At 75.7% G+C, this 22324-nt stretch carries 18 protein-coding genes; 2 read left to right on the forward strand and 16 right to left on the reverse strand.

The genetic code is table 11. The annotated features are described in order from the left end of the window. Nucleotides 1-577 (reverse strand): ATP-binding protein (locus tag K6U79_03555; GenBank protein MCL6521432.1); only part of this gene is annotated, 577 nt, incomplete at its 3' end. 104 nt (nt 578-681) lie between these two features. Then, nucleotides 682-3528, reverse strand: coding sequence for an AAA family ATPase (locus K6U79_03560; GenBank protein MCL6521433.1), 2847 nt, complete (start codon nt 3526-3528; stop codon nt 682-684). Between the two features lie 337 nt (nt 3529-3865). On the opposite strand from K6U79_03560, the gene K6U79_03565 reads away from it, so the two are divergent. After that, the gene (locus K6U79_03565; GenBank protein MCL6521434.1) at nt 3866-4489 is read left to right on the forward strand and encodes a methyltransferase domain-containing protein; all 624 of its coding nucleotides are present in this window, start codon (nt 3866-3868) and stop codon (nt 4487-4489) included. An 85-nt stretch (nt 4490-4574) separates the two neighbouring features. Here the strand turns inward: K6U79_03565 and K6U79_03570 are convergent, their stop codons facing one another. The 4 genes from K6U79_03570 to K6U79_03585 form a co-directional block, all read right to left on the reverse strand. Further along, nucleotides 4575-6545, reverse strand: a complete 1971-nt coding sequence (locus tag K6U79_03570) for an EAL domain-containing protein (GenBank protein ID MCL6521435.1) — start codon at nt 6543-6545, stop codon at nt 4575-4577. 16 nt (nt 6546-6561) lie between these two features. After that, nucleotides 6562-8652 carry a methyl-accepting chemotaxis protein gene (locus K6U79_03575; GenBank protein ID MCL6521436.1) on the reverse strand — a complete coding sequence of 697 codons (2091 nt, stop codon included), beginning with the start codon at nt 8650-8652 and terminating at the stop codon, nt 6562-6564. Between the two features lie 109 nt (nt 8653-8761). Beyond that, entirely contained in the window at nt 8762-9700 is a 939-nt protein-coding gene (locus K6U79_03580; GenBank protein MCL6521437.1) for a DUF4097 family beta strand repeat-containing protein, read from the reverse strand. A 49-nt stretch (nt 9701-9749) separates the two neighbouring features. Next, nucleotides 9750-11000, reverse strand: a complete 1251-nt coding sequence (locus tag K6U79_03585) for an MFS transporter (GenBank protein ID MCL6521438.1) — start codon at nt 10998-11000, stop codon at nt 9750-9752. Nucleotides 11001-11210: 210 nt separating this feature from the next. Here K6U79_03585 and K6U79_03590 point away from each other — a divergent pair, with 210 nt between their 5' ends. Beyond that, nucleotides 11211-12107 (forward strand): alpha/beta hydrolase, encoded by an 897-nt coding sequence (locus tag K6U79_03590; protein ID MCL6521439.1) that lies wholly within the window; start codon nt 11211-11213, stop codon nt 12105-12107. A gap of 13 nt (nt 12108-12120) precedes the next feature. On the opposite strand, the gene asnB is transcribed toward K6U79_03590, so the two are convergent. The 10 genes from asnB to K6U79_03640 form a co-directional block, all read right to left on the reverse strand. Further along, a complete protein-coding gene (gene asnB, locus K6U79_03595; GenBank protein ID MCL6521440.1) occupies nt 12121-14145 on the reverse strand; it encodes an asparagine synthase (glutamine-hydrolyzing) in 2025 nt (674 codons plus the stop codon). 241 nt (nt 14146-14386) lie between these two features. Beyond that, nucleotides 14387-14827, reverse strand: coding sequence for a type II toxin-antitoxin system VapC family toxin (locus K6U79_03600; protein ID MCL6521441.1), 441 nt, complete (start codon nt 14825-14827; stop codon nt 14387-14389). Continuing rightward, the gene (locus K6U79_03605; protein MCL6521442.1) at nt 14824-15099 is read right to left on the reverse strand and encodes a type II toxin-antitoxin system prevent-host-death family antitoxin; all 276 of its coding nucleotides are present in this window, start codon (nt 15097-15099) and stop codon (nt 14824-14826) included. The genes K6U79_03600 and K6U79_03605 overlap by 4 nt, the downstream gene beginning before the upstream one ends. 222 nt (nt 15100-15321) lie before the next feature. After that, nucleotides 15322-16350: an NAD(P)-dependent alcohol dehydrogenase gene (locus tag K6U79_03610; GenBank protein ID MCL6521443.1), complete on the reverse strand. Its 1029-nt coding sequence runs from the start codon at nt 16348-16350 to the stop codon at nt 15322-15324. 90 nt (nt 16351-16440) lie between these two features. Further along, nucleotides 16441-17115, reverse strand: a complete 675-nt coding sequence (locus K6U79_03615; GenBank protein ID MCL6521444.1) for a bifunctional 4-hydroxy-2-oxoglutarate aldolase/2-dehydro-3-deoxy-phosphogluconate aldolase — start codon at nt 17113-17115, stop codon at nt 16441-16443. A gap of 28 nt (nt 17116-17143) precedes the next feature. Then, the gene (locus tag K6U79_03620) at nt 17144-17920 is read right to left on the reverse strand and encodes an IclR family transcriptional regulator (protein MCL6521445.1); all 777 of its coding nucleotides are present in this window, start codon (nt 17918-17920) and stop codon (nt 17144-17146) included. A gap of 50 nt (nt 17921-17970) precedes the next feature. Beyond that, a complete protein-coding gene (gene dgoD / locus K6U79_03625) occupies nt 17971-19119 on the reverse strand; it encodes a galactonate dehydratase (GenBank protein MCL6521446.1) in 1149 nt (382 codons plus the stop codon). Nucleotides 19120-19152: 33 nt separating this feature from the next. Further along, nucleotides 19153-20103, reverse strand: a complete 951-nt coding sequence (locus tag K6U79_03630) for a hypothetical protein (GenBank protein ID MCL6521447.1) — start codon at nt 20101-20103, stop codon at nt 19153-19155. 89 nt (nt 20104-20192) lie between these two features. After that, the gene (locus K6U79_03635) at nt 20193-21404 is read right to left on the reverse strand and encodes a substrate-binding domain-containing protein (protein MCL6521448.1); all 1212 of its coding nucleotides are present in this window, start codon (nt 21402-21404) and stop codon (nt 20193-20195) included. 42 nt (nt 21405-21446) lie between these two features. Beyond that, on the reverse strand, nt 21447-22322 hold the full coding sequence (locus tag K6U79_03640; protein ID MCL6521449.1) for an MBL fold metallo-hydrolase: 876 nt from the start codon (nt 22320-22322) through the stop codon (nt 21447-21449). Between the last annotated feature and the right edge of the window lie 2 nt (nt 22323-22324).

Raw genomic sequence — 22324 nt, forward strand, 5'->3', positions numbered from 1 at the left:
CCGGCCAGAGCTCGGCGGGCGGCCGGCGACCGGCGAGCACGGCGCAGGTCCCCGGCCCCAGCCGCTCCAGGAAGCGCTCCCGGAAGAGCGGCTCTTCGCCGCCCAGGCGGTCGTAGTCGTCCACCAGGAGCGCCAGCCCCCGCTCCGCCGCCTCGCGCGCGGCGGCCGCCGCCAGCCGCTCCAGGCGCGTCTCGGGCGCTTCGCCCGGCGCGGGTGCCAGCGCCAGCGCCCGCTCCAGCCGGTCGAGCAGCAGCACCAGGGCGCCGCCCTCGCTCCCGGCCTCCGCCGCCAGGGTCAGCGGGCGGCAGGCCGCCTCCTCCGCCAGGCGCCGGCAGGCGTTCAGAAGAGCCGACTTGCCCGCGCCCGCCGGGCCGTGGACGTAGACCAGCGCGGGCCTGGCGCTCGCCTCCTCCAGGGCCGCGCGGACGGCGCGAAGCTCGCGCGTGCGGCCGACGAAGAGCGCCGCCTCCGACTCCCGCACCAGCTGCCCCAGGGTGAGCGTCCCCTCGGCCGGCGTCGCCCCCACCTCCCACCGGAGGCCGCCCGTGGCGGCCCGCGTCGGGGCCCATGCTGCCATGGCGCCCCCCGACCCGGCATCGGGAAGAGCCCGCATCCGCGACGCTCCGCGAGACGGACCGGGAGATGGGGGATTCTCCCCAACCCGCCCGCGGCGCCCGCCCCTCAGGCGCCCAGCCCGCTTCGCGTCGCCCAGAGCGCCAGCGCCGTCCGGTTGGGCAGGTCCAGCTTCTGGAAGATGTTGCGCAGATGGCGGTCGACCGTGCGCGGGGAGATGGCGAGGCGGGCGGCGATCTGGCGGTCGGTCAGGCCCTCGGCCACCAGCGCAGCCACCTCCGCCTCGCGTGCCGTCAGCCCGTTCGGCAACCCCCGCCCGGGGGCGAGGCCGTGGCGCGCCAGCTCCACCTCCGCCGCCGCCAGGGCACCGGCGGCCGGCGTCTCCGCCAGAAGCGCCCGGGCCGCCTCCAGGTCGGCCGCCGCGGTCGCCGCCGTCGCGGAGCGCCCCGCCAGGAGGGCGGCGCGCTCCAGCCGCACCAGGGCCGCCTGCAGGGGAAAGCGGCAGCGCTCCGCCCGCTCCATCGCCTCGGCCAGGGAGGCGGCCGCCACCCCCTCCTCGCCGCGCTCGCGGGCCAGACGGCCGACCAGGCGACCGGCGCGGACGAGCGTGTAGCTGGAGCCCGAGAGGCGGGCGTCCTCCAGCGCCTCCCGGGCCGCCCGCCAGGCGGCCTCCGCCTCGCCGCGGCGGCGGTGGTAGAGCGCCCGCGCCACGCGCACGTTGGCGCGGAAGAAGGCGGCCCGGGCCAGCGGCGGCCAGGCCTCGGCCGCCTCCAGCCACGCCAGCGCCCCCTCCTCGTCGCCCAGCGCCACGCAAAGCTCGGCGCGGAGCGCGTGGGCGAGGACCAGGAAGTTGTGGCTGACGGGCACGGGGTCTTCGGGGCGGAAGGGCGGCACCGACTCCAGCAGGGGTTGCGCAGCCGCGGCGTCGCCCAGGTCGAGCAGGATCCAGCCGGCGTACCAGCGGAGCGAGCCGCCGAAGCTCTCGGGGTGCTGCCGGGCGCACTCCAGCACGTCGCGCCGGGCGCCCGGCCAGTCGCCGCGGAAGTAGCGGTAGACGCCCGCCAGGCTGTAGCCCGGCGGCATCAGGCCGAGACCTCCGCGGGCGGCCAGCTCCTCCTCGAGCCGACCCAGCTCCCCCGCCACGGCGTCCACCGCGGTCGCCGGCATCGCGGGACCGACCAGCAGGAGCAGGAGCTGGTTGGCCTTGAGGCGTGCCGCGTTGCGGATGTCGCCCAGGCGCGCCGCCCGCTCCGCCGCCTCGCCGCACATGGCGGCCGCCCCGGCGAAGTCGTCCGAGGTGAAGGCCAGGATCATGCCCACGTTGAGCAGGTCGTGGCTGGCGCTGGGCCGCTCGCGCGCCGCCAGGCGGCGGAAGAGGCGTTCCGCCTCCTCGGCCTGGCCGCGGTGGGCGAGGACGCCGACGCAGGCCGCACCCGCCCGCGGGTAGCCGGCCACCTCGCCGAAGAGCTCCCGCTCCAGGCGCTCGAAGCGCGGGTCGCCGCGCAGCTCCTCCTGGGCGGCCATCACCGCCTCCGCCTCCTCCAGGGCGCCGCGCTCCTCGCGCACCACCGCCAGCCAGGCGAGCAGGTGGCGTGCCCAGACCTCCACCGCCCGGTCGCCCGCCTCGGTCGCCGCCGCCAGCGCCTGCCGGAGCGCCTCCGGCGCCCCCGGTCGGCCGCCGGCCTGCCGGCACCAGCCCAGCTTGAGGAGGAGCTCCGCACGGCCGGGGTCGCCCTCCGGCAGGAGGGCCAGCGCCTGCCCGTACCGCTCCTCGGCCTCGGCGGGAGCGCCCAGGCGCAGAGCGCGGTCGCCGGCACGAGCGAGGAAGCCCGGCGCGCGCGGGTCGCCGGCGCGCTGCAGGTGGAGGGCGAGCGCCTCCACCTCGTCCGGGGCCACCGCCTCCAGGGCGGCCGCGGCGCGGGCGTGCCAGCGCCGCCGGCGCGGCCCCGCCAGCCGGCCCAAGAGCGCCTCGCGGACCAGCGTGTGGGTGAAGGCGAAGCGCTCGCCGGCCGCGTCCAGCGGCTCGAGGAGACGGGCGTCGACCGCTTCCTCGAGCAGGCCGGCCAGCTCCTCCTCGCCCAGGTCGACCGTCCGTTCCAAGAGCGCGAGCGGAAAGTCGGCCCCCAGCACGGCCGCCGCCTCCAGCACCGCCTGCGCGGCGGGCGAGACGTCGGCCAGGCGGCGGTCGATGGACTGCCGGACGCTCGTCGGCAGCGGCTCCCCCTCGCCGGGCAGGGCGCCGCCCCGCACCACGGGCAGGAGCAGGTCGCGCAGAAAGAGCGGCAGCCCCTCGGTACGGCGGTGGAGCCGGCGCGCCAGCGCCTCGCTCTCCCCGCCGCCCAGGCCGAGCGCCTCCAGGAGCTCGGCCACCTCCTCCGGCCCCAGGCCGCCCAGGGCCATGCGCACGGCGCCGGCGCGCTCCACGTCGGGCAGCCAGCCCCAGAGCGGGTGGCCGCGGCGGACGGCCTCCGAGCGGACGGTGGCCAGGACCAGCGCCGGCAGCTCGCCCAGCAGCCCGGCCAGGTGGCGCGTCAGGTCGAGGGTGGCGGCGTCGGCCCAGTGGAGGTCCTCCACGAGGAGCAGGAGCGGCCGCTCGAAGCGGGCGAGCCAGCCGGCCAACGCCCGGGCGGTCTCGTAGGGGCTCCACGCGCCCGGCGCCGTGCCGAAGGGCGGAGGAAGCCCGGCCGGTTCCCGCTCCTCCTCCCGCGCCAGCGCGGCCACCAGCTCGCGCCAGGGGCCGAAGGGAGGCGTCTCGCCCGGTCCCGGGCAGCGGCCGGCCAGCGCCAGCGCCGGCCCGGCCTGCGCCATCAGCCGGCGCACCAGCGTCGACTTGCCCGCGCCGGCCTCCCCCTCCACCAGGACAAGGCGGCCGGCTCCCGCCTGCGCCTCCCGGAGCCGGTCCTGCAACTCCTCCAACTCGCGCCGGCGACCGACGAAGGGGATCGCCTGTTCCACGGCCGGATTTCCACCTCCCGCCCGCGGCGCGCCTCGCCCGCCGAGGAGACTCCGACGCCCGCCACCGACCGAGAGCCTTTCGCGAAAGGCCGTCCGGGCGTGCATGGGAGGATTCAACCGGCCGGGGAGGGGCGGCGGGGTGGAGCTTGCGCTTTTGCGAGAGCATTCTCGTCATGGTGCCCCTTTCCTTCTTTGCCAGTCGAATACTTGTAAATTCGGGCTTGCGGAACGATCGCGTCCCTTGGAGAGCGGCGCCGATCGCGGTCTGCGCCCTCGGCGGTCTCTGCCCTCGGAAGAAGGCGCCCTCCGTCGTATGCTCGCCCGGGGGAGGGAGAGGATGAGCACCGGCAGTTTCGACCGCGTGGCCCCCCTCTACGACCGCGTCAGCGGCCTGGGGCCCTTCCGCTCCCTCTACGAGGCGGTGGCCGCGCAGGTGCGCTGCGCCCCGGGGGAGCGACTGCTGGACGTGGGCTGCGGCAACGGCCGCCTGCTGGCGCTCCTCGGGCGGAGGCAGCCGGCCTGCCGCTACTGGGGCGTCGACCCCTCGCCGGGGATGCTGGAGGCGGCCCGCCGCCGCCTGCCCGACGGGGCGGTGGAGTGGCGGGTGGGCGAGGCGGAGAGCCTCCCGTTCGAGGGGGCTTCCTTCGACTGGGTGGTGAGCACGCTCTCGCTCCACCACTGGAGCCGGCCCGAGGCGGGCGTGGCCGAGCTCGGGCGCCTGCTCCGACCGGGAGGCCGCCTGGTGCTGGCGGACATGGCGGTGGAGAGCGGCTGGCAGCGGCTGGCCTTCCGGATCGGCCACTGGTTCGAGCCGGCCGACGAGCTGCGCTGGATCGCCCAGGCGGATCTCGAGCGCTGGCTTGCCGCCGCCGGTCTGGAGAGCGTGGCCAGCCCGGTGCTGCCCGGGCTGGCGGGGCGTTTCCTCTTCGTGCGGGTGGCGGAGCGGCGCGGGGAGGCGTAGGGGCGGGGCGAAGGCGGCGGGCGGCCAGGCCGTACCGCCGCCCGCCCCGGCCCCGGCCCCGGCGCCCTCTCCCGGCCGGCCGCGTTCAGGGCTCGTCCGCCCTGGCGAGATAACGCTCGGCGAACTCCGCCGCCCCGAGCGGCAGGCTGAAGAGAAAGCCCTGATAGAGGTCGCACTCGGACTCCTGCAGGACCGCCAGTTGCGTCTGGCGTTCCACGCCCTCCGCCACCATCTCCAGCTCCATGGCGTGGGCCAGCCGACCGATGGCCAGGAGGACGGCCGCGTCGTCGGCCCGGACGTCGATCTCGCGCACGAACATCTGGTCCACCTTGACGCCGTCCACCGTCAGCTCGCGCAAGACGGCCAGCGAGTTGTAGCCCTCGCCGAAGTCGTCGACCAGGATGCGCACGCCTGCCTGGTGGAGCGTCCTCAGCTTCTCCGCGGTCTCCTCCTGGTTCCGGATGAGCGCCGTCTCCGTGATCTCCACCGCCAGCCAGGCCGGCGGGACGTCCCAGCGGGCCAGGGTCGAGAGAAAGCGCTCCACGAAGTCGGCGCGCTGCATTTCGGCCGGGGAGACGTTGACCGCCACCGGCAGCGGCAGCCGCCCCTCCTCGCGCCAGCGGGCGATCTGCCGGCAGACTTCCTGGAGGACGAAGCTGCCGATCTTGTGGATCAGGCCCACTTCCTCCGCCACGGGGATGAACTCGGCGGGCGGGATGTTCCCGAGCTCGGGGTGCCGCCAGCGGACGAGCGCCTCGGCGCTGACCACGCGCCCGCTCTCCAGGTCCACCTGGGGCTGGTATTCCACGTAGAACTCCCGCTCCGGGTCGCGCAGGACCCTGCGCAGCTCGCTCTCCAGGCGCAGCCGGTCCCAGGCCCGCTGGGTCAGGTAGGGCATGTGGACGTGGTAGCGGTTCTTCCCCTGCCGCTTCGCCTCGTAGAGGGCGGCGTCGGCGTTCTTCAGGAGCGCTTCGGCCGTCTCGCCGGCGGCGGGGTAGAGGGCGATGCCCACGCTCGCCGTCAGGGAGAACTGGTAGCCGTCCCAGGCGACGGGCTCGCCCAGCCGCCGGACGATGCGCAGCGCCACGGCCTCGGCGTTCTCCACCGCGGAGAGGCGGGGGAGCACCACCACGAACTCGTCGCCGCCGAAGCGCGCCACCGTCTCGTCGCCCCGCACGCAGCCCTCCAGGCGGCGCGCCACCGCCGCCAGCACGGCGTCGCCCGCCTCATGTCCCAACGCGTCGTTGACCAGCTTGAAGTTGTCCAGGTCCACGTACATCACCGCCAGGAGCCCTCTCCGGGCGCGCGCCTCCCGGATGGCTTCGGCCAGGCGCTCCTCCAGCTCCCGGCGGTTGGCCAGCCCGGTCAGCGGGTCGCGCCGGGCCAGTCGCTCCGCCTGCTCCACGGCCGCCTTCAGCGCGCTGACGTCGCTGGCGATGCAGAAGGCCCCGATGGCCCGGCCGGAGTGGTAGATGGGGACGAAGCGCGTGAGGAGGCTCACCTCCCGCCCCTCCGGGTGACGCGCGGCCAGCTCCAGCGGGGCCACCGGATGCAGGAAGGCTTCACGGAAACGCCTGGTGGCCTCGGGGATCTGCGCTTCGGGGAACCACGACCAGCCGCGCGCCCCCAGGAGCTCCGCCCGCGGCCGCCCCAGGATCTCCTCGGCGGCCCGGTTGACCGCCACCACCCGTCCTCCGAGGTCGAGGATGGCCGCCGCGTCGACGGTGTGGTCGAAGAGCGCCCGGAAGGCCTCCCGCTGGAAGGCGAGGCTTGTGAGCCGCAGGCGGTCGACGTGGGTGAAGTAGAGAACGAGGCCGAAGAGTCCGGGAGTGTCCACCACCAGGAGCCAGAGCATCCGCCAGCTCGCCTCGGAGAGCGGGCGCACCTGGGCGACCTGGCCGCGGATCCAGGGTCCGAGATAGGTGTAGCCCACCAGCTCCGTCAGAACGGCGCCGGCGGCCAGCGCGAGGAAGCGGAGCAGGTAGAGGCCCCACGGCCGGAAGGCGCCCCTCCTTTCCTCCGCCAGCGAAGCCAGCAGGTCGGTGTCGCTCGCCACAGCCTCTCGTGCCCCCTCAGGCCGCGGCGGAGCCGGTCGCGCCCGCGCGCCGCCGCGCCGGCTCGGAGCGCGCCTCTTCGCGCGCGCGGCCCTCCTGCCGGTCGATCCGGAAACGGCCCACGTGCTCCTCCAGCGCCTGGGCCAGACGGGCCAGCTCCTGCGCCCGCTGCTGTACGGTGGAGCTCGACGCCTCCAGCTCCTCCACCGCGGCGGAGACCTCCTCGGCGGAGGCGGCCGTCTCCTGGGCGGTGGCGGCCAGGCTCTCCACGCGCGAGCTCACCTCGCGCGCCGAGGCCGCCATCTCCTCGGCCGCCGAGGCGTTCTCCTCGGTGGTGCCCGACAGCTCCTCCATGGCCTTGGAGACCGAGCGCGCCTCCTCGGCCGCCCGCCGGGTCCCTTCGGTCATCCTGCCCACGGCTTGGACCGTCCCCTCCACCGCCCGGAGGATGCGGCCCAGCGCCTCGCCCGCCTCGTCGATCCGCGCCGTGCTCTCCTCCACCCGGCCGCTGTTCGTCTCCATGATGGCCACGGCCTCCTGGACGGCCGCGGTGATGGAGCCCAGGAGCGACGCGATCTCCTCCGTGGAGCGGGCCGACTGCTGGGCCAGCGAGCGGATCTCCTGGGCCACCACGGAGAAGCCGCGCCCGTGCTCCCCGGCCCGCGCCGCCTCGATGGCGGCGTTGAGCGCCAGGAGGTTGGTCCGGTCGGCGATCTCGGAGACCGCCTGCACGATGTCGCCGATCCGTTTGGATCGCTCGCCCAGCGCCCGCACCGTCTCGGCCGCCTCGTTGGAGCCGGAGCGGATCTCGGGGAAGCGGGCGAGCACCGCGCCGATGGCGCTGGCTCCCTGCCGCGTGGCGTCCAGCGCGCCCTGCGATATCTCCAGCACGTGCTCGCCCTCCCGGGCCACGGAGTCCACCTGCTGCATCAGCTGCGCCAGCGAACGCGAGGCCGTCTCCACCTGGCCCGCCTGCCACTCCGCCCCGCGCGCCACCTGGTCGACGGCCTGCCCCACCTGGGCCACCGCCGCGCCCGCCTCCTCGGAGTCCGCAGCCTGCTGGCTGGCGGCCTGGGCGACCTGCTGGACCGCCTGGCTGATCTGGGCCGTGGCCTGGGCTGCCTCGCTGCTGGAGAGCGCCAGCTCTCCCGAGAGGCGGCGGACGTCCCGGCTCGAGGCCCGCAAGGCGCTCACCAGGCCGCGCAGGTTGTGCAGCATGCGGTTGAAGGAGAGGGCCAGCTCGCCCGTCTCGTCGCGCGCACGAAGCTCGATCTCCCGCGCGGTCAGATCGCCTGCGGCCACGCGGGCGGCCGCCTCGGCCACGGCCCGGACGGGCGCGGAGAGCGCGCGGGAGAGGATGAGGCCGAAAAGGAGCGCCAGCAGCGCCGCGGCCACGGTGACGGCGAGCGCGGTGGTCCGCGCCGCGGCGGCCGCCGCCTCGCTCGCCCGCTGCCTCGCCTCAGCCTGGCTGCGGGCGAGCCCGACCAGGCGGTTCACGTCGGCCTTGACCGCCTCCCGCTGCTGGTAGAGGGCGCTCCCCGTCCCCACCAGCGCGGCGCCGTCCGCGCCGGCGGCCTCCGCCTGCGCGAGCACGCCGGCCACGGTCGCCTCGTACGCCCGGTCCGCCTTCTCCAGCGCCGCCAGCGCCGACTCCTCCGCCGCGGAGAGGACCAGCCCCTGCAACCGCCCCTCCACCTGCCGGATCGACTGCTCCGCCGGGGCCACCTGCGCGCGGACCTGCGTGTCCCGCGTCAGCACGTAGGTGACCGCAAAGCGCTGCAGGTCGCCCTGCAGCCCCTGCAGCTGCTCCGCCAGCTGGAGCGTGGCGTCGCTATGCGTCACCACCCGCTGGTAGCCGCCGATGGCGCCGTCCAGCCGGTCGAGGATGACCAGGTTGCCCGCCAGCACCAGCAGCGCCATCGCCAGGAAGCCGCCCAGCAGCTTGACGAAGAGCGGGATCCGCAGCTGCCGGCCGCTTCCGGCCGCCTGCCGCCCCGGCCGGGCCTGCGCCTTCTCCGGCGCGGGGGCGGGCTCCTCGAGGCTGGAAAAATCTACCCCCCCCCCCCGTTGCCACTTGCTTCCATACGCTCTTCTTCCATTGTCATCCACCTTCGCTCCCCGTATTCGAAGGTTTTCGCCATGGCTTATCGCGCGTGGTTGGCCTGGATTTATGGAGGGGCGGCCCCGGCTGCGGGGCCGCCCCGGCGGGGGGCAGACTTCAGAGCTCGTCCAGCAGCCGCTCCGCCTCCTCCGGGTCGATCTCGCCCCGGGCCAGCGCCTCGAGCACGGCGCGGGCGTCGGGGTAGCGGCGGCCCGGCGCGGGCGGCTCGGGCCCCGCCGCCGGCGCCTTACCCGGCTGGCCGAAGAGGCGGACGCGGCCGGCACCGGTGCTCAGGCGGATCCAGCCGCTCCCCGGGCCCAGCTCGTCCACCGAGTAGAGGCCCACGCCGCCGCGCCGGGTGAAACGGATCCCGGCCGTGCCCTCCACGCTGCCCGCGCCGGTGCGCACCTCGAGGCGGCCGCCGCGGACGCCGTCCAGGTAGAGGCTGACGTCGCCGAAGCCCGAATGCACCTCGATGCGTGCCTCGCCGTCGCTCTCGGGCCGCAGCTCCACCTGCCCGGCGCCGCTGCGGAGCGAGGCCTCCCGGCCCACGCGCGCCGCGAACGCCACGTCGCCCGCCCCCGAGCGGATCTCCGCCTGCTCGAGGAAGCCCCCCCGCACCCGTACGTCGCCAGCCCCGCTGTGCACCAGGAGGCGCCCGCGGTGGCCCTCCACCGTCACGTCGCCCGCCCCGCTGTCGACGCGCAGCTCGCCCGAGCAGGCGCGGACGTGCACGTCGCCGGCCTTCACCTCCACCCGCCCGGAGCCGCCCAGCCCGGCCACCTCCACCTCGCCCGTCGCCTGGACGTCCCACCGCTCCAGCCCCGGCGGCGCGGTCACCTGGAGCCTCGCCCCGGCGTCGGCCGCAAGCCAGCTCCTCCAGCGCACCGGCATCTCGATGCGGAGCCGCTCGCCCTCCCGGTCCACCCGCGCCTCCGGCGGCAGCTCCAGGCGCCAGCCGTCGCCCGCCTCGAGGCGGAGCGCCGCCAGGCGCCCCCGGATCTCCAGCGCGCGCACGCCCTCGAAGTCGCCGCGCCCTTCCTCTCGCTCCGCCACCCGCGCCTCACCCCTTCCCGAACGTCCCGCCCCATCCCGGCCGGCCGCGTCACGAGGAGGCGGCCCGGCCCGCCTCCTCCCCGCCCGCCCGCGGCGCCCAGCGCTCCACCTCCAGCAGCTCCGGCGCCGCCAGAAGCGACAGGAGGACGACGAGAAGCGCCAGCAAGGCGGCTCCGGAGAAGATCCAGGGGAGCGCCAGGCGGTCGCCGAGAAGGCCGCCCAGCATCTCTCCCAGCGGCGTCAGCGCCATGACCAGCGTGGAGAGGAGGCCCAAGACGCGCCCCAGCATGGCGGGCGGCACCCTCCACTGGAGGAGCGTGGTCACCGACACGTTCACCCCGGCGTTGAGGAGGCCGATGCCGAAGAGGAACAGGGCGTCCAACCCCGCGCTCCGGCTCCAGCCCAGCCCGGCCAGGAGGAGCGCCTGCAGGAGGACGGAGCCGATCAGCCGCCGCCCCCGCGGCTCCAGCCGCAGGAGGCCGAGGAGGAGACCGCCCGCCAGCGCGCCCGCCGAGAAGGCGGCGCCCAGCGTCCCCAGCACCTGCGGCCCGGCCTGGAAGAGGCGCCGGACCACCACCGGCAGGAGGACGAAGGCGCCGTTGAAGGCCAGGTTGAGAAAGGTGGCGACGGCCAGCAGGCCGACCAGCGGCCTCTCGCCGGCCACCCAGCCGAGCCCCTCGCCGAAGTCGCGGAGAAAGCCGCGCCTCGCCCCTCCGCCGCCCGCCACGCGGACGCTCCCCAGGCTTCCCGCCAGGAGGAAGCCCAGCGCCGAGCAGGCGTAGCTGCCGGCGTCGGCCGCCGCCGCCGACCAGGGCCCCCAGGCGCCCGCCAGCCAGCCGCCCAGCGCCGGCCCGGCCACGCGCCCCAGGTTCTGCGCCGTCCAGACGAGGCTGTTGGCCCGGGGGAGCTGCGGCGCGGGGACCACCTCGGGCCAGAGCGCGCCCATGGCGGGGTTGAAGAAGGCGAAGCCGGCCGCGTCCAGCATCAGCAGGAAGTAGACCAGCGCCACCGGCGCCCTCCCCGCCAGGAGGACGGCCGCCAGCGCCACCATGACCAGGCCCCGTGCGCCCTCCAGGGCGACGAGGTAGCGCCGGCGCGGGAGGCGGTCGGCGACGACGTCGCCCGGCGCGGCCAGCGCGGCCATGACCAGCGCCTGGGCCGCCTCCGCCCCCGAGGCGCCCGAACCGGTCACCGAGACCAGGTTGGCCAGCCCCAGAAGGAGGAAGGCCCGGTTCCGCCGGAGCGGTCCTCCCCCCGCCTCGCGCCGCTCCCCGCCACCCGCCGCGCCACCGTCTGCCATGGCCCCGCCCTCCTTTGCCATCATTGATCGTGATATGCGAGAAGTCAATGTTCCATTTGATATTCGCTATTTGTCGTCGCAACGAGATGGGCGTCGGAGGCGGGCCGCGGGGCTGGCGGCCGGCCGGCCAGGAGCGACGCCCCCGCCGACGAAGTAGGGCCGAGCGGCCGGCCGCTGCAGCGGAGCCGGCCGCGCGGGGAGGTGGTGGGCATGGCCAGCGCGGAGAGCCAGGCCATGCGGCAGATGCTGCTCCGGCAGAGGGAAGCCGCGCGGAGGGCGGCGCCCCCCTCCGTGGAGGAGCAGCGCAGGCAGCTGGACGCCATGGGCGGCCTGCTTCCTCTGGCGCCGGACGTGGTCGTCCGCCGGGCCGAGAGCGGCGGCGTTCCCGGCGAGTGGATCGACGCGCCGGGCGCGCGGGCGGATCGCGTCCTCCTCTACCTGCACGGGGGCGCCTACTCCATGGGCGGGCCCGCCTCGCACCGCAGCCTGGTGGCCCGCCTGGCGCGCGCCGCGGCCGCGCGCGGTCTGCTGGTCGACTACCGGCTGGCGCCGGAGCACCGCTTCCCGGCGGCGGTGGAGGACGCGGTGGCGGCCTATCGCGGCCTGCTGGCCGCCGGCCTGGAGCCCGGGCGGATCGTCCTGGCCGGCGACTCGGCCGGGGGCGGGCTGGCCGTGGCCACGCTGGTCGCCCTGCGCGAGGCGGGCCAGCCGCTGCCGGCGGGGGCGGCGCTCCTCTCGCCCTGGACCGACCTGGCGGGAACGGGCGAGACGCTCAGGACGCGGGCGGAGCGCGATCCCTGGATCGATCCGTCGGGCATCGGCGGGGCGGCCCGGCTCTACCTGGGCGAGGAAGACCCGCGCCACCCGCTGGCCTCGCCGCTCTACGCCGAGCTGGGCGGGCTGCCGCCGCTCCTCATCCACGTGGGCGAGGACGAGGTGCTGCTGGACGACGCCCGCCGCCTGGCCGAGCGCGCCCGCGCCGCGGGCGTGGAGGTGACGCTCCGCGTCTGGCCGGAGATGTGGCACGTCTTCCAGGCCTTCCCCATGCCCGAGGCGGAGGAGGCCATCGCCGAGATCGGCCGCTTCGTCCAGGCGCGGACGCCGTGAGCCGCTCCGCTTCCTAGGGTTGGAGCCCGGCCGGCGGCGTCCCGCCCGCCGCCGGCGCCGCCTCCGCCAGCGCCGCGCGGCCGGCGGCGGGCCGGTCGATCCAGCGGCGGAACCAGAGCTCCAGCATGAGCAGCGCGAAGAGCTGCCGGGCGGCCAGACCGTCGGCGCGCGAGGCGGCCGGGGCGGCGCCCGGGCCGCCCGCGGCCCGGCGGAGGAGGCGCTCCACCTCCTGCCGCCGGAAAAGGCCGCGCTCGGCCAGGCGGCGCGAGAGGAGGAGCTCCTCGGCCAGGGGGCGGAGCTCCTCGCGCAGGAGACGCGCCACCGGCGCGGTGAAGCCCAGCTTCCTGCGCTCCGCCGGCCCCGGGGGCAGCCGATCCGCCAGAGCACGGCGCAGGATGTACTTGAACGAGCGGCCGCGCACCTTGAGGCGGGCGGGGATGCGCGCCGCCAGCTCGACCACGCGGTCGTCGAGGAAGGGCACGCGGAGCTCGACGGAGTGGGCCATGGTCAGCTTGTCCGCCTTGAGGAGCGTATCCCCGGGGAGCATGCAGGTGACGTCCATCTCCAGCATCCGCGCCAGCGGGTCGGCCGCGGCGCCACCCGCCGCCGGCGGGCGCGGCTCCCGGCCGAGTTCCGGCCCGGCGCGCAGACCGGGCTCCAGGAGGCGCTCCCGCGCCGCCTCATCGAAGAGGCCGCCCACGCAGAGGTACCAGGCGTCCACCGGCAGGAGCGCCCGGCGCAGCCAGTTCCGCCCCGGGAGCGGCGCGGGCCAGCGCTCCGCCCAGCCCGCCAGGCGCGCCCGCAGGCCTGGCGGCAGGCCGGCCAGGAGCCTCCCGGCCGCCGCCGCCCGGTAGACCGCATAGCCGCCGAAGAGCTCGTCGGCGCCCTCGCCCGAGAGGAGGACGCGACCGTGGCGGTGGACTTCCTGGCTGATCCGCTCCAGGGGGAAGACGGTGGGATCGCCCAGCGGCTCCTCCAGTGCGTCGACGACGGCCTCCAGGCGGTCGGGCAGCTCCGCCGTCTCCACCACCACCTCGTGGTGGCGGGTGCCGTAGCGCCGGGCCGTGGCGCGCGCCTCGTCCAGCTCCCAGAAGCCGGGCAGCGGCTCGCCCCGGCGCGCGAAGCCGAGCGAGAAGGTGTCCAGCGGCCGGGAGGCGCGGGAGGCCGCCAGCGCCAGGAGGGCGGCCGAGTCGAGACCGCCGCTGAGGAGGAGGCCGACGGGGACGTCGGCCTGGAGGTGGAGCTCCACCGCCTCGGCCAGCGTGGCCTCGAGGAGGCGGGCGGCCTCCGCCTCCCCCTCCGGGCCGGAGGCGGGCGCGGCGCCGGCGACGGCCGCCGCCTCCTCCCCCGCCCCCGCACCGCCGGGCCAGCTCCAGTAGCGCCCCCCGCGGGCGCGGCCGCGCCGGACCACCAGGTAGTGGCCCGGCTCCAGGCGGCGGATGCCGCGGAAGAAGGTGGCCGCGCCGGGGACGAAGCGGTAGGCGAGGTAGGCCTCCAGCGCGGCCAGGTCGGGTCTGGCCTCCAGGCCGGGCAGCGTGAGGAGGGCGCGGATCTCGGAGGCGAAGGCGAAGCCGCCGCCGGGGAGGGCGGCGACGTAGAGCGGCTTGATGCCGAGCCGGTCGCGGGCGAGCAGGAGCTGGCGGCGCCGCCGGTCCCAGACGGCCAGGGCGAACATGCCGCGCAGGCGGCGGAGGGCGGCCACACCCTCCTCCTCGTAGAGGTGGGCGATCACCTCCACGTCGCTGCGCGAGCGGAAGCGGTGTCCGCGCTCCTCCAGAGCGCGGCGGAGCTCGAGGTGGTTGTAGATCTCGCCGTTGCAGACGACCGCCACCGAGCCGTCCTCGCCGGAGAGCGGCTGGCGGCCGCCCTCGGGGTCGAGGATGGCGAGGCGGGTGAAGCCGAGGCCCATCCCGTGCTCCACCAGGAGCCGCTCCTCGTCGGGGCCGCGGTGCGCCATCTGCCGGCACATGCCGGCCAGCCAGGCGGCGGGTGGCCGCTCGCGGGGGTCGGGGGGCTGGAGGCCGCAGATGCCGCACAAGCCGGTTCGCTCGCTCCTCCCGGCGACCCGGGGGGGCCGCCGCGGAAATTTCTGCCGGAGACAACCGGGCATAAGGATACCGCGAGCGGACGGCGGGAAAGAACCTGCCGCACGCGAGGGAGCGGGCGACGCGAAGAGGCCCGCGGCGTCGCCCGCCATCCGAGGAGCAGCGGCGCGATCGGAGACGAGGACCACCTCCGGCGCCAGGCGCCACTCCGAGCCCTCCCAGGCGGCCTCGTGGTCAGTCGTTCAACCCAGAACCCACGACGTCGAAGCCCAGCGCTTCCGCAGCCCGCGCCAGCCGCTCGTCCCGCGCCGCGAAGGTCATGGGGCTGGAGTGCTGCCGGGCCAGCCACAGGGCCGATGCCAGGTGGACGGCGTCCATCCCGCCGAGCCCATGCTCCTCGGCCAGATCCCCGGCGATACGGGCCACCGCGCCCGTCGCCGGAAGGACGAACAGCGCCTCCCAGTCGGCCAGCAGGGCGGCCTTGATCCGGCTCAACGCACTCTCCGAGAGATCGCCCTCCCGATGGCGGCGTGCCATCGCACTCCGAATCTCGGCGTAGGCGATCGCGCTCGTGGCCGCCACGTCAGCCTCCTCCACGAGACGGCGGACTCGGGCCGACCCGGGCTCCAGGACATAGAGCTTGACCAGAGCGCTGGAATCGAGGTAGGCGATCATTCGGACCTCTCTTCACGAACGGCCTCGGAGAGCGAACGGGCCTCCGACAGCCTGGGAGCGACCGCCTCGGCCAAGCCCCGCGGCTTCCCCCCTTGCCATTCGGCCCCGATCCGCTCGGCCAGTGCCCGCAGCTCCGCCGCGACCCCACCCACCGGACCCAGCTGGGCCAGCGGCTTCCCGCGATCGGTCACCAGGAAGACCCCGCCCTTCGCCGCCCGGGAGAGAAACTGGCTGAGATGACTCTTCAGGTACCGGACGCCCACCCGTTCCACGGCGACCACCTCTTGTGGCCCCATCTTACGACAGATGTAGTCCCGTCCTTTGCGCTCGCCCTCGGCCGCGTGCGCACCGGCAGGAGACGGCCGCCAGGGGCACCGCATCTCCCCGCCCGTCCTGCCGGGGCGAGAGCAGCGCGCCTGCCCGATGCCCGCAACCGCAGATGCCGCTACCCCACGGCCAGATAGAAAGGGCCTCTGCCGGTCTGCCGGCCGGGGTCAGGCCCCCGGCACCAGCACCGCCCGTCCCTCGACGCGGCCGTGGGCCAGGTCGTCGAAGGCCTGGTTCATCTCCTCGAAGCGGACGCGGCGGACGCGCGGACGGGCGACGCCGCGGCGCGCCAGCTCCAGCACCTCGCTCAGCTCCAGCAGGCTCCCCCAGCTGCTGGTGGTCAGCTCGGCCTCATTGAGCAGGCCGGCGCTGAACTCCAGCTTGCCGCCGGCGAGGCCGACCACCACCACGCGCGCCTGGTGGCCGGCCATGGACCAGGCCTGGGCCAGGGTCGAGTCCGAGCCGACGAAGTCGATGACGCCCTGCGCGCCCTCCCCGCCGGTCAGCTCGCGCACCCGGGCCACCGGATCCTCCTCGCGCCCGTGGATCACGTGGTCGGCGCCCAGCTCGCGGGCGATCTCCAGCTTGCGCGGGTCGACGTCGACGGCCACCACCGTGCAGCTCGGGGTGAGCGCCCGGGCGTACTGGACGCCGAACTGGCCGAGGCCGCCGACGCCGATGACGACCACCGTGCTCCCCGGATAGAGGCGGGGCAAGAGCTTCTTCACCGCGCGGTAGGGCGTCAGGCCGGCGTCGGTGAGCGGCGCCGCCTCCGCCGGGTCGAGGCCCTGGAGCGGCAAGAGGTAGCGGTAGGTGGGCACCAGCAGGTAGTCGGCGTAGCCGCCGGGCCGGCCGATGCCGACCCACTGGCGCACGTCGGTCAGCTGCTCCTGCCCCGACCAGGCGAAGCGGTCGGGCCGCTCGCTCCAGCCGCCATAGACGGCCACCGCCTCGCCCGGGCGGAGGCTCTCGGGCACCGTCTCGCCCACCGCCTCCACCCAGCCGGCGTTCTCGTGGCCCAGGGTGAAGGGGAAGCCGGGCAGGATGGGGATCTCGCCGCTCATCAGGTGCAGGTCGGAGTGGCAGAGGCCGGAGCCGCCGATGCGGACGAGCACCTGCTCGCCGCGCGGCTCCGGCACCGGTACCTCGCGGATCTCGAGGGGCTTCTTGTACTCCACCAGCTGTGCGGCACGCATGGTCCGGGCCAAGGCCGGCACCTCCTTACAAGGGGTTCTGGAGCGCCGGGAGCGGCGGGGATCCCCGCCGCCCCTCTTCGACACCCGTCGCTATTCTCCCCGCTCCCCGGGGGAGGCCGCCCCGCCCGGCCCGGCCTGCGCCCGCGCCGCCTCGGCGGCCGCGCGCACCGCCTCCGCCGCCGCGCGCACGTCGCCGGCCTGCGCCAGCGCCCCGCCCAGGCCCAGTGCCAGCGCCCCGGCCTCGAACCAGGCGGGCGCCGCCTCCGGGACGACGCCGCCGGTGGGGAGGAAGTCGACCCCGGGGAAGGGCTCGCGCAACGCCTTCAAGCCCGCCGGCCCGAGGGCGCCGGCGGGGAAGAGCTTGACCAGGCGGAGCCCCGCCGCCAGGACGGCCGCCAGCTCGCCCGGCGTCATCACCCCGGGCACGTAGAGGACGCCGGCCGCGCGGGCCGTCTCCAGCACCGCCGGCGTGAAGACCGGGCTGAGCAGGAAGCGCGCCCCCGCCGCCACCGCCTTCTCCGCCTGGGCCGCCTCCAGCACGGTGCCCGCCCCCACCAGCAGGCGGGGGTGGCGGCGCGCCAGCTCCGCGAGGACGGCGTCGGCCTCCGGAGTGTTAAAGGAAACCTCGATGACGCCCAGGCCCGCCTCCGCCCAGGCCAGCGCCCGCTCCAGGGCGGCGCCGGCGCTGGCCGCGCGGACGATGGCGACCAGGCGCTCCTCCCGGATCCGGCGGAGGACCGCCTCCCGCTCCGCTTCCTGCTCCATCTCGCTTGGCCGGCCCCCTTCCGGCCGGCTAGAGGACCCCGCGGATCTCCCGGCTGAGGGCGGCGCAGTGCTCCCGCACCAGCCGGCCCACCTCCTCCACGCGCTCGTCGGGCATGCGGAAGAGGGGGGCGGCGACGCTGATGGCGCCCACCGGGCCGTCCGAGCCGAGGATGGCGCCGCCGACGCAGCGCAGGAACTCCTCGTGCTCGGCGTTGTCGATGGTGTAGCCGCGCTCCAGCGAGCGGGCAAGGTCCGCCTCCAGCTGCTCGCGGGAGGCCAGCGTGTTGGGCGTGTAGGCGCGCAGCTCCAGGCTCTCCAGGATCCTCTCGCGCTGCTTCGGCTCCATCCAGGCCAGGAGCGCCTTGCCCACGCCGGTGCAGTAGAGCGGGGCCGTCTTGCCGACCTTGGAGTACATGCGGATGCTGTGGACGCTCTCGTACTTCATGGCGTACATGACCTGGTTCCGGTGGAGTACGCCCAGGTGGACGGTCTCCCCCGTCTCGCGCCAGATGGCCTCCAGGTGCGGCTTGGCCACGTCGCGCAGGCGGAGGGAGGCGAGGGCGCTGGCGCTCACCTCCAGCAGCCCCAGCCCCAGCTTGTAGTTGCCCGTGCCCTCGTCGACGGTCACCCACGACTCCTCGCGCAGCGTGGCCAAGAGCCGGTAGACGCTGGACTTGGGCAGGCCCAGGCTGCGCGCCAGCTCGGTCAGCGGGGCGCCCTCCTCCCGCTGGCCGAGGAGCTTGAGGAGCTGCACCGCCCGCAGGACGGAGCGGATCTGGGCGGCCTCCTGGTAGCTCGTCGCCATGCCGCCGCGACCTCCCGTGGGGGGCGACCGCCTCGCCGACGCCTCCCCGGCTACCATTCCGCCACGCTCCCGTCGGGCAGGCGCCAGACCGGGTTGTGCCAGCGGAGCGCGGGCGAGGCGGAGGCGCGGATGGCTTCCTCGCGCAGCTCGATGCCCAGGCCGGGCCCCTCGGGGAGCGCGATGGTGCCGTCCGTGGGGACGAGCCAGGACGCGTCGGCGAGGTAGGTCTCCAAATCTGCTTCCATATTGTAGTGGATGCCGAGGCTCTCCTCCTGGATGAAGGCGTTGGGCGTCGAGGCGTCCACCTGGAGCGCCGCGGCCAAAGCCACCGGCCCCAGCGGGCAGTGGGGCGCCACCGCCACGTCGTAGGCCTCGGCCATGGCGGCGATCTTGCGCACCTCCCAGATGCCGCCGGCGTGCGAGACGTCGGGCTGGATGACGGCCACGCCGCCCGCCGCCAGCAGGTCGCGGAACTGCCAGCGCGTGTAGAGGCGCTCGCCGGTGGCCAGGGGGATGCGCGTCTTCCGCGCCAGCTCGGGCAGCGCGAAGGCGTGCTCGGGGAGGACCGGCTCCTCGACGAAGAGCGGCTCCAGCTCCTCCAGCGCCGCCAGCAGCCGCACGGCCTCGGCCTGGTGGACGCGGCCGTGGAAGTCGAGCGCCACGTCCACCTCCCAGCCCACCGCCTCGCGCACGGCGCGGACACGGCGGACCACCTCGCGCACCAGCGCCGGCGACTCCAGGTAGGCGGTCTCCGCCGTGGCGTTCATCTTGATCGCCCGGTAGCCCATGGCCACGCGCTGGCGCGCCTGGTCGGCGGCCTCCTCGGGGCGGTCGCCGCCCACCCAGGCGTAAACCTTCATGCGCTCGCGGACGCGCCCGCCCAGGAGCTCGTAGACCGGCACGCCCAGGGCGCGCGCCTTGATGTCCCAGAGCGCCTGCTCGATGCCCGAGAGGGCGCTGGTCAGGACCGGCCCGCCGCGGTAGAAGCCGCCCCGGTAGAGGACCTGGAAGAGGTCCTCCACCCGGCGGGGGTCGCTGCCCAGCACGTACTCCATCAGCTCCTCCACCGCGCGCGCCACGGTGGAGGCACGCCCCTCCACGATGGGCTCGCCCCAGCCCACCAGGCCGTCGTCCGTCTCCAGCCTCAGGAAGAGCCACCGGGGCGGAACCGGGAAGAGCTCCGCGCGCGCCACCCGCATCCGCTCACCACCTCCCCCTCTCCGTCTGCGCCCTCAGCGCTGCAGCGCCGGGCCGCGCAGGAGCGCCTCCAGCTCCTCCCGGTAGGGCGCCCCCTCGAAGTCGCCGCCCGTGCGCACGGCCATGGCGCCGGCCAGGTGCCCCGCCTCCACCGCCTCGCGCCAGGAGGCGCCGCCCAGGCGCCAGGCGGTGACGGCGGCGGCGAAGGCGTCGCCCGCCCCGAAGGGGCTGACCGGCCGCCTGGCGTAGACCGGCTCCACCCGCTCCACCGCCCCGTCCGGCGTGCGGATCTCCGTCGGCCGGCGACCGCGCCGCAGGACGAGGACCGTCCCGTGGCGGGCGGCCAGCCCGGCCAGCTCCTCCACCTCCAGGCCCAGGGCGCGGACCTCCTCCTCGGTGGCGAAGAAGGTGGCCGCGCGCGGCAGGGCGTAGGCCAGGATCTCGCGCCAGCGCTCCGGCCCGCCCAGGCGCAGGCGGACGTTCAGGTCGAAGCTGCGCCACTCCAGCTGCCGCCCCTCCTCCAGGAGCTGGGCGGCCGCCTGGTCGAGGCCGTCCTGGCGGCAGAGGGAGATGCCCGTCACGTGGAAGCCGCGCGCCCCGACGAGCGCCTCGCGCAGGCGGGCGCCGCCGCGGTAGAAGCCGCCGGCGCTTCCTCTGCGCAGGTAGAGGACCGAGGGCTCGCCGTCGAGGCCGGGCAGGTCCTTCACCATCAGCCCCGTGGGCCGCTCGGGGTCGCTCTCCACCCCCGCCACGTCCACCCCCTCGGCCCGGGCCGCCCGGAGCACCCGCCGGCCGAAGGGGTCGGCGCCCACCGCCCCCAGGAAGCGGGCGGGCACGCCCAGGCGGACCAGCCCGACGGCGTAGTTGAGCTCGGCGCCCACCACGTGGAGCGCCAGGCTGGACGCGTCCTCCACGCGGGAGTCGCCGGCGTCCAGGGCGACCAGCGCCTCGCCGACCGTGACCACTGCTGCAACGGGTTCCGACACGCTCGCTCCCCCTCGCGCCGGGCGCCCCGCGGGGACCGCCCGGCGGGCGCCGGGCCGCGGGCGCTCGCTCCCGCGGCCCGGCCCCCTGCTCAGCGCGATCCCTGGATCAGGTTGTCATAGACCCACTGGACGTCGAACTTGGCGTCGGCCACCGCCGAGACCGGGGTGCCCTTGTACTCGGCCAGCTTGTCCTTGGTGATGACCAGCGGCTGGAGCCAGAGCTGGTGGTTGACCTTCTCGCCCTTCAGGATGAACTGGGCGACGTAGAAGGCCAGCTCGCCCACCTGCGGGAAGGTGGAGTAGGACCAGGTGGAGTCGAAGTACTTGTCCCGGTTCTGCCACCACCACTGCAGGAAGGCGCCCCGGTTGTCGCCCACCATCAGCGGCACCGGCCGCCCGGCCGCCTGGAAGGCCTGGACCACGCCGTAGTTGCCGCCGTTGATGAGGACCGCGTCCACCTTGGGCAGGTTGGGCAAGAGGCCGGCCACCGCCGACTGCGCGGTGGCGTCGTCCCAGTTGCCGTAGACGGTGCCGACCACGTGGATGTCCGGGTACTGCTTGAGCACCTCCATCCAGCCCTGGTACTCGCCGTCGTCGATGGAGGTGCCGGCCAGGCCGCGGACCACCAGCACGTTCCCCTTGCCGTTCAGCTGCTTGACGATGTAGTCGGCCAGCATCTTGCCGAAGTCGACGAAGTTCCAGTTGAGCACGTAGGCCTCGGGCGCGGTCACCGGCGTGTCGAAGTTGACCACGGGGATGCCCGCCTGGGTCGCCTTGGCGATGACCGCGTTGAGACCGGTGCTGGAGGAGGCGTCGACCAGGATCACGTCGACCTTCTTGAGGATCAGGTCGTTGATCTGGGCGATCTGCTGCGTCGTGCTGTTGCCGGCGTAGGTGTAGATGACCTTGCCGATCTGGTGGCACTGGATGGCCCGGTCGATGGCGCGGGTCATGTCATCCTGCATGGTCTTGCGCCAGCTGTTGCCCAGGAAGGCGAAGGAGACGCCCACCGTGGCGCTGGGCGCGTTGAAGCCGAAGGGGTTCTGGCACTCCCCGCCCGTGCTGCTGCCGCCGCTGCCGCTGCCGCCAGCGGAGCCGCCGCTGCTCCCCGAGCCGCCCGAGGCGGTGGAGGTGCCGGCGGAGGAGCCGGAGGTGGCGCTGGTGGCGCCGCCGCCGGTGCCGGAGCTGCTCTTCGTCGACGGGCTGCCGCCGCAGGCGGCGGTCAGGCCGACCAGCGCCAGCACCGTCAGGCCGGCCAGAAGCCGCCGCAAGAGCGCACCCTGCACGATTCGTCGCAACATCCCTCGACCTCTCCTTCCGAGATCTGGTCCAGCGAGATCTGGTCAAGCGTGGGACCGCTGGGCGCCGAAAGCTCCCGATCGCGTCGCTGCCTCCGCCGCTCTCCGCTCCCCCCCTTCGCCCGCCGCCTCCCCGTCGAAGGCGAGCAGCGTCCGCTCGCCGCGCACCGGCAGGAGGAGCGCGGGCCCCCCCTGCACGGCCACCGCGCGGGCCAGGCGGCCCACGTCGCCCTCGTTGCCGCGGAAGGCCTCGTAGTGCATGGGGACGAGCAGGCGGACGCCCGCCTCCAGGGCGAGCCGGGCGGCCTCCCGCTCGTCCATGTTGCCGACGATGCCGGCGGCCTCCCGGTAGGCGTCGCGGCCGTTGACCGGCAGCAGCGCCACGTCGGCGCCGAGGCCGGCCACCGCCTCGGCCAGGCCGGGGTAGACCAGGCCGTCGCCCGCGTGGAAGAGGCGGACGCCGCCCGCCTCGACCACGTAGCCCAGGAAGCGCGCCCGCTCCGGCGGGCCGCCGAAGTCGTAGGCGCCGGACCAGCCGGGGCCGCCCACCCCGTGCAGGGCGGGCAGCGCGCGGAGGCGGAAGCCCCCCACCTCCCGCCACGCCCCCGGGGCGACGCCCTCCACCCGCTCGGCCGGCAGGCCGCCGGCCAGCGCCAGCGGGCGGACCGGCTCGGGCACCAGCACCCGCGGCCGGCCCCCCGCCTCCAGCAGCGCGCGCAGGAAGGGCAGGTCCAGGTGGTCGTCGTGCTCGTGCGTCGCCAGCACCACGTCCACGCCGGCCAGCCGCGCCGCCTCCACCGGGGGCGGGTAGAGCCGCCCGGGGTGGTCGGAGAGGAAGGGGTCGACGAGAAGCTTCCTCCCGCCCGGCTCCTCCAGGAGGAAGCCGGCCTGTCCCAGCCAGGTCAGCCACAGGAAACGCATCG

It is taken from the genome of Bacillota bacterium, from assembly GCA_023511835.1.
Taxonomy (GTDB): Bacteria; Bacillota; Sulfobacillia; order JAIMAT01; family JAIMAT01; genus JAIMAT01.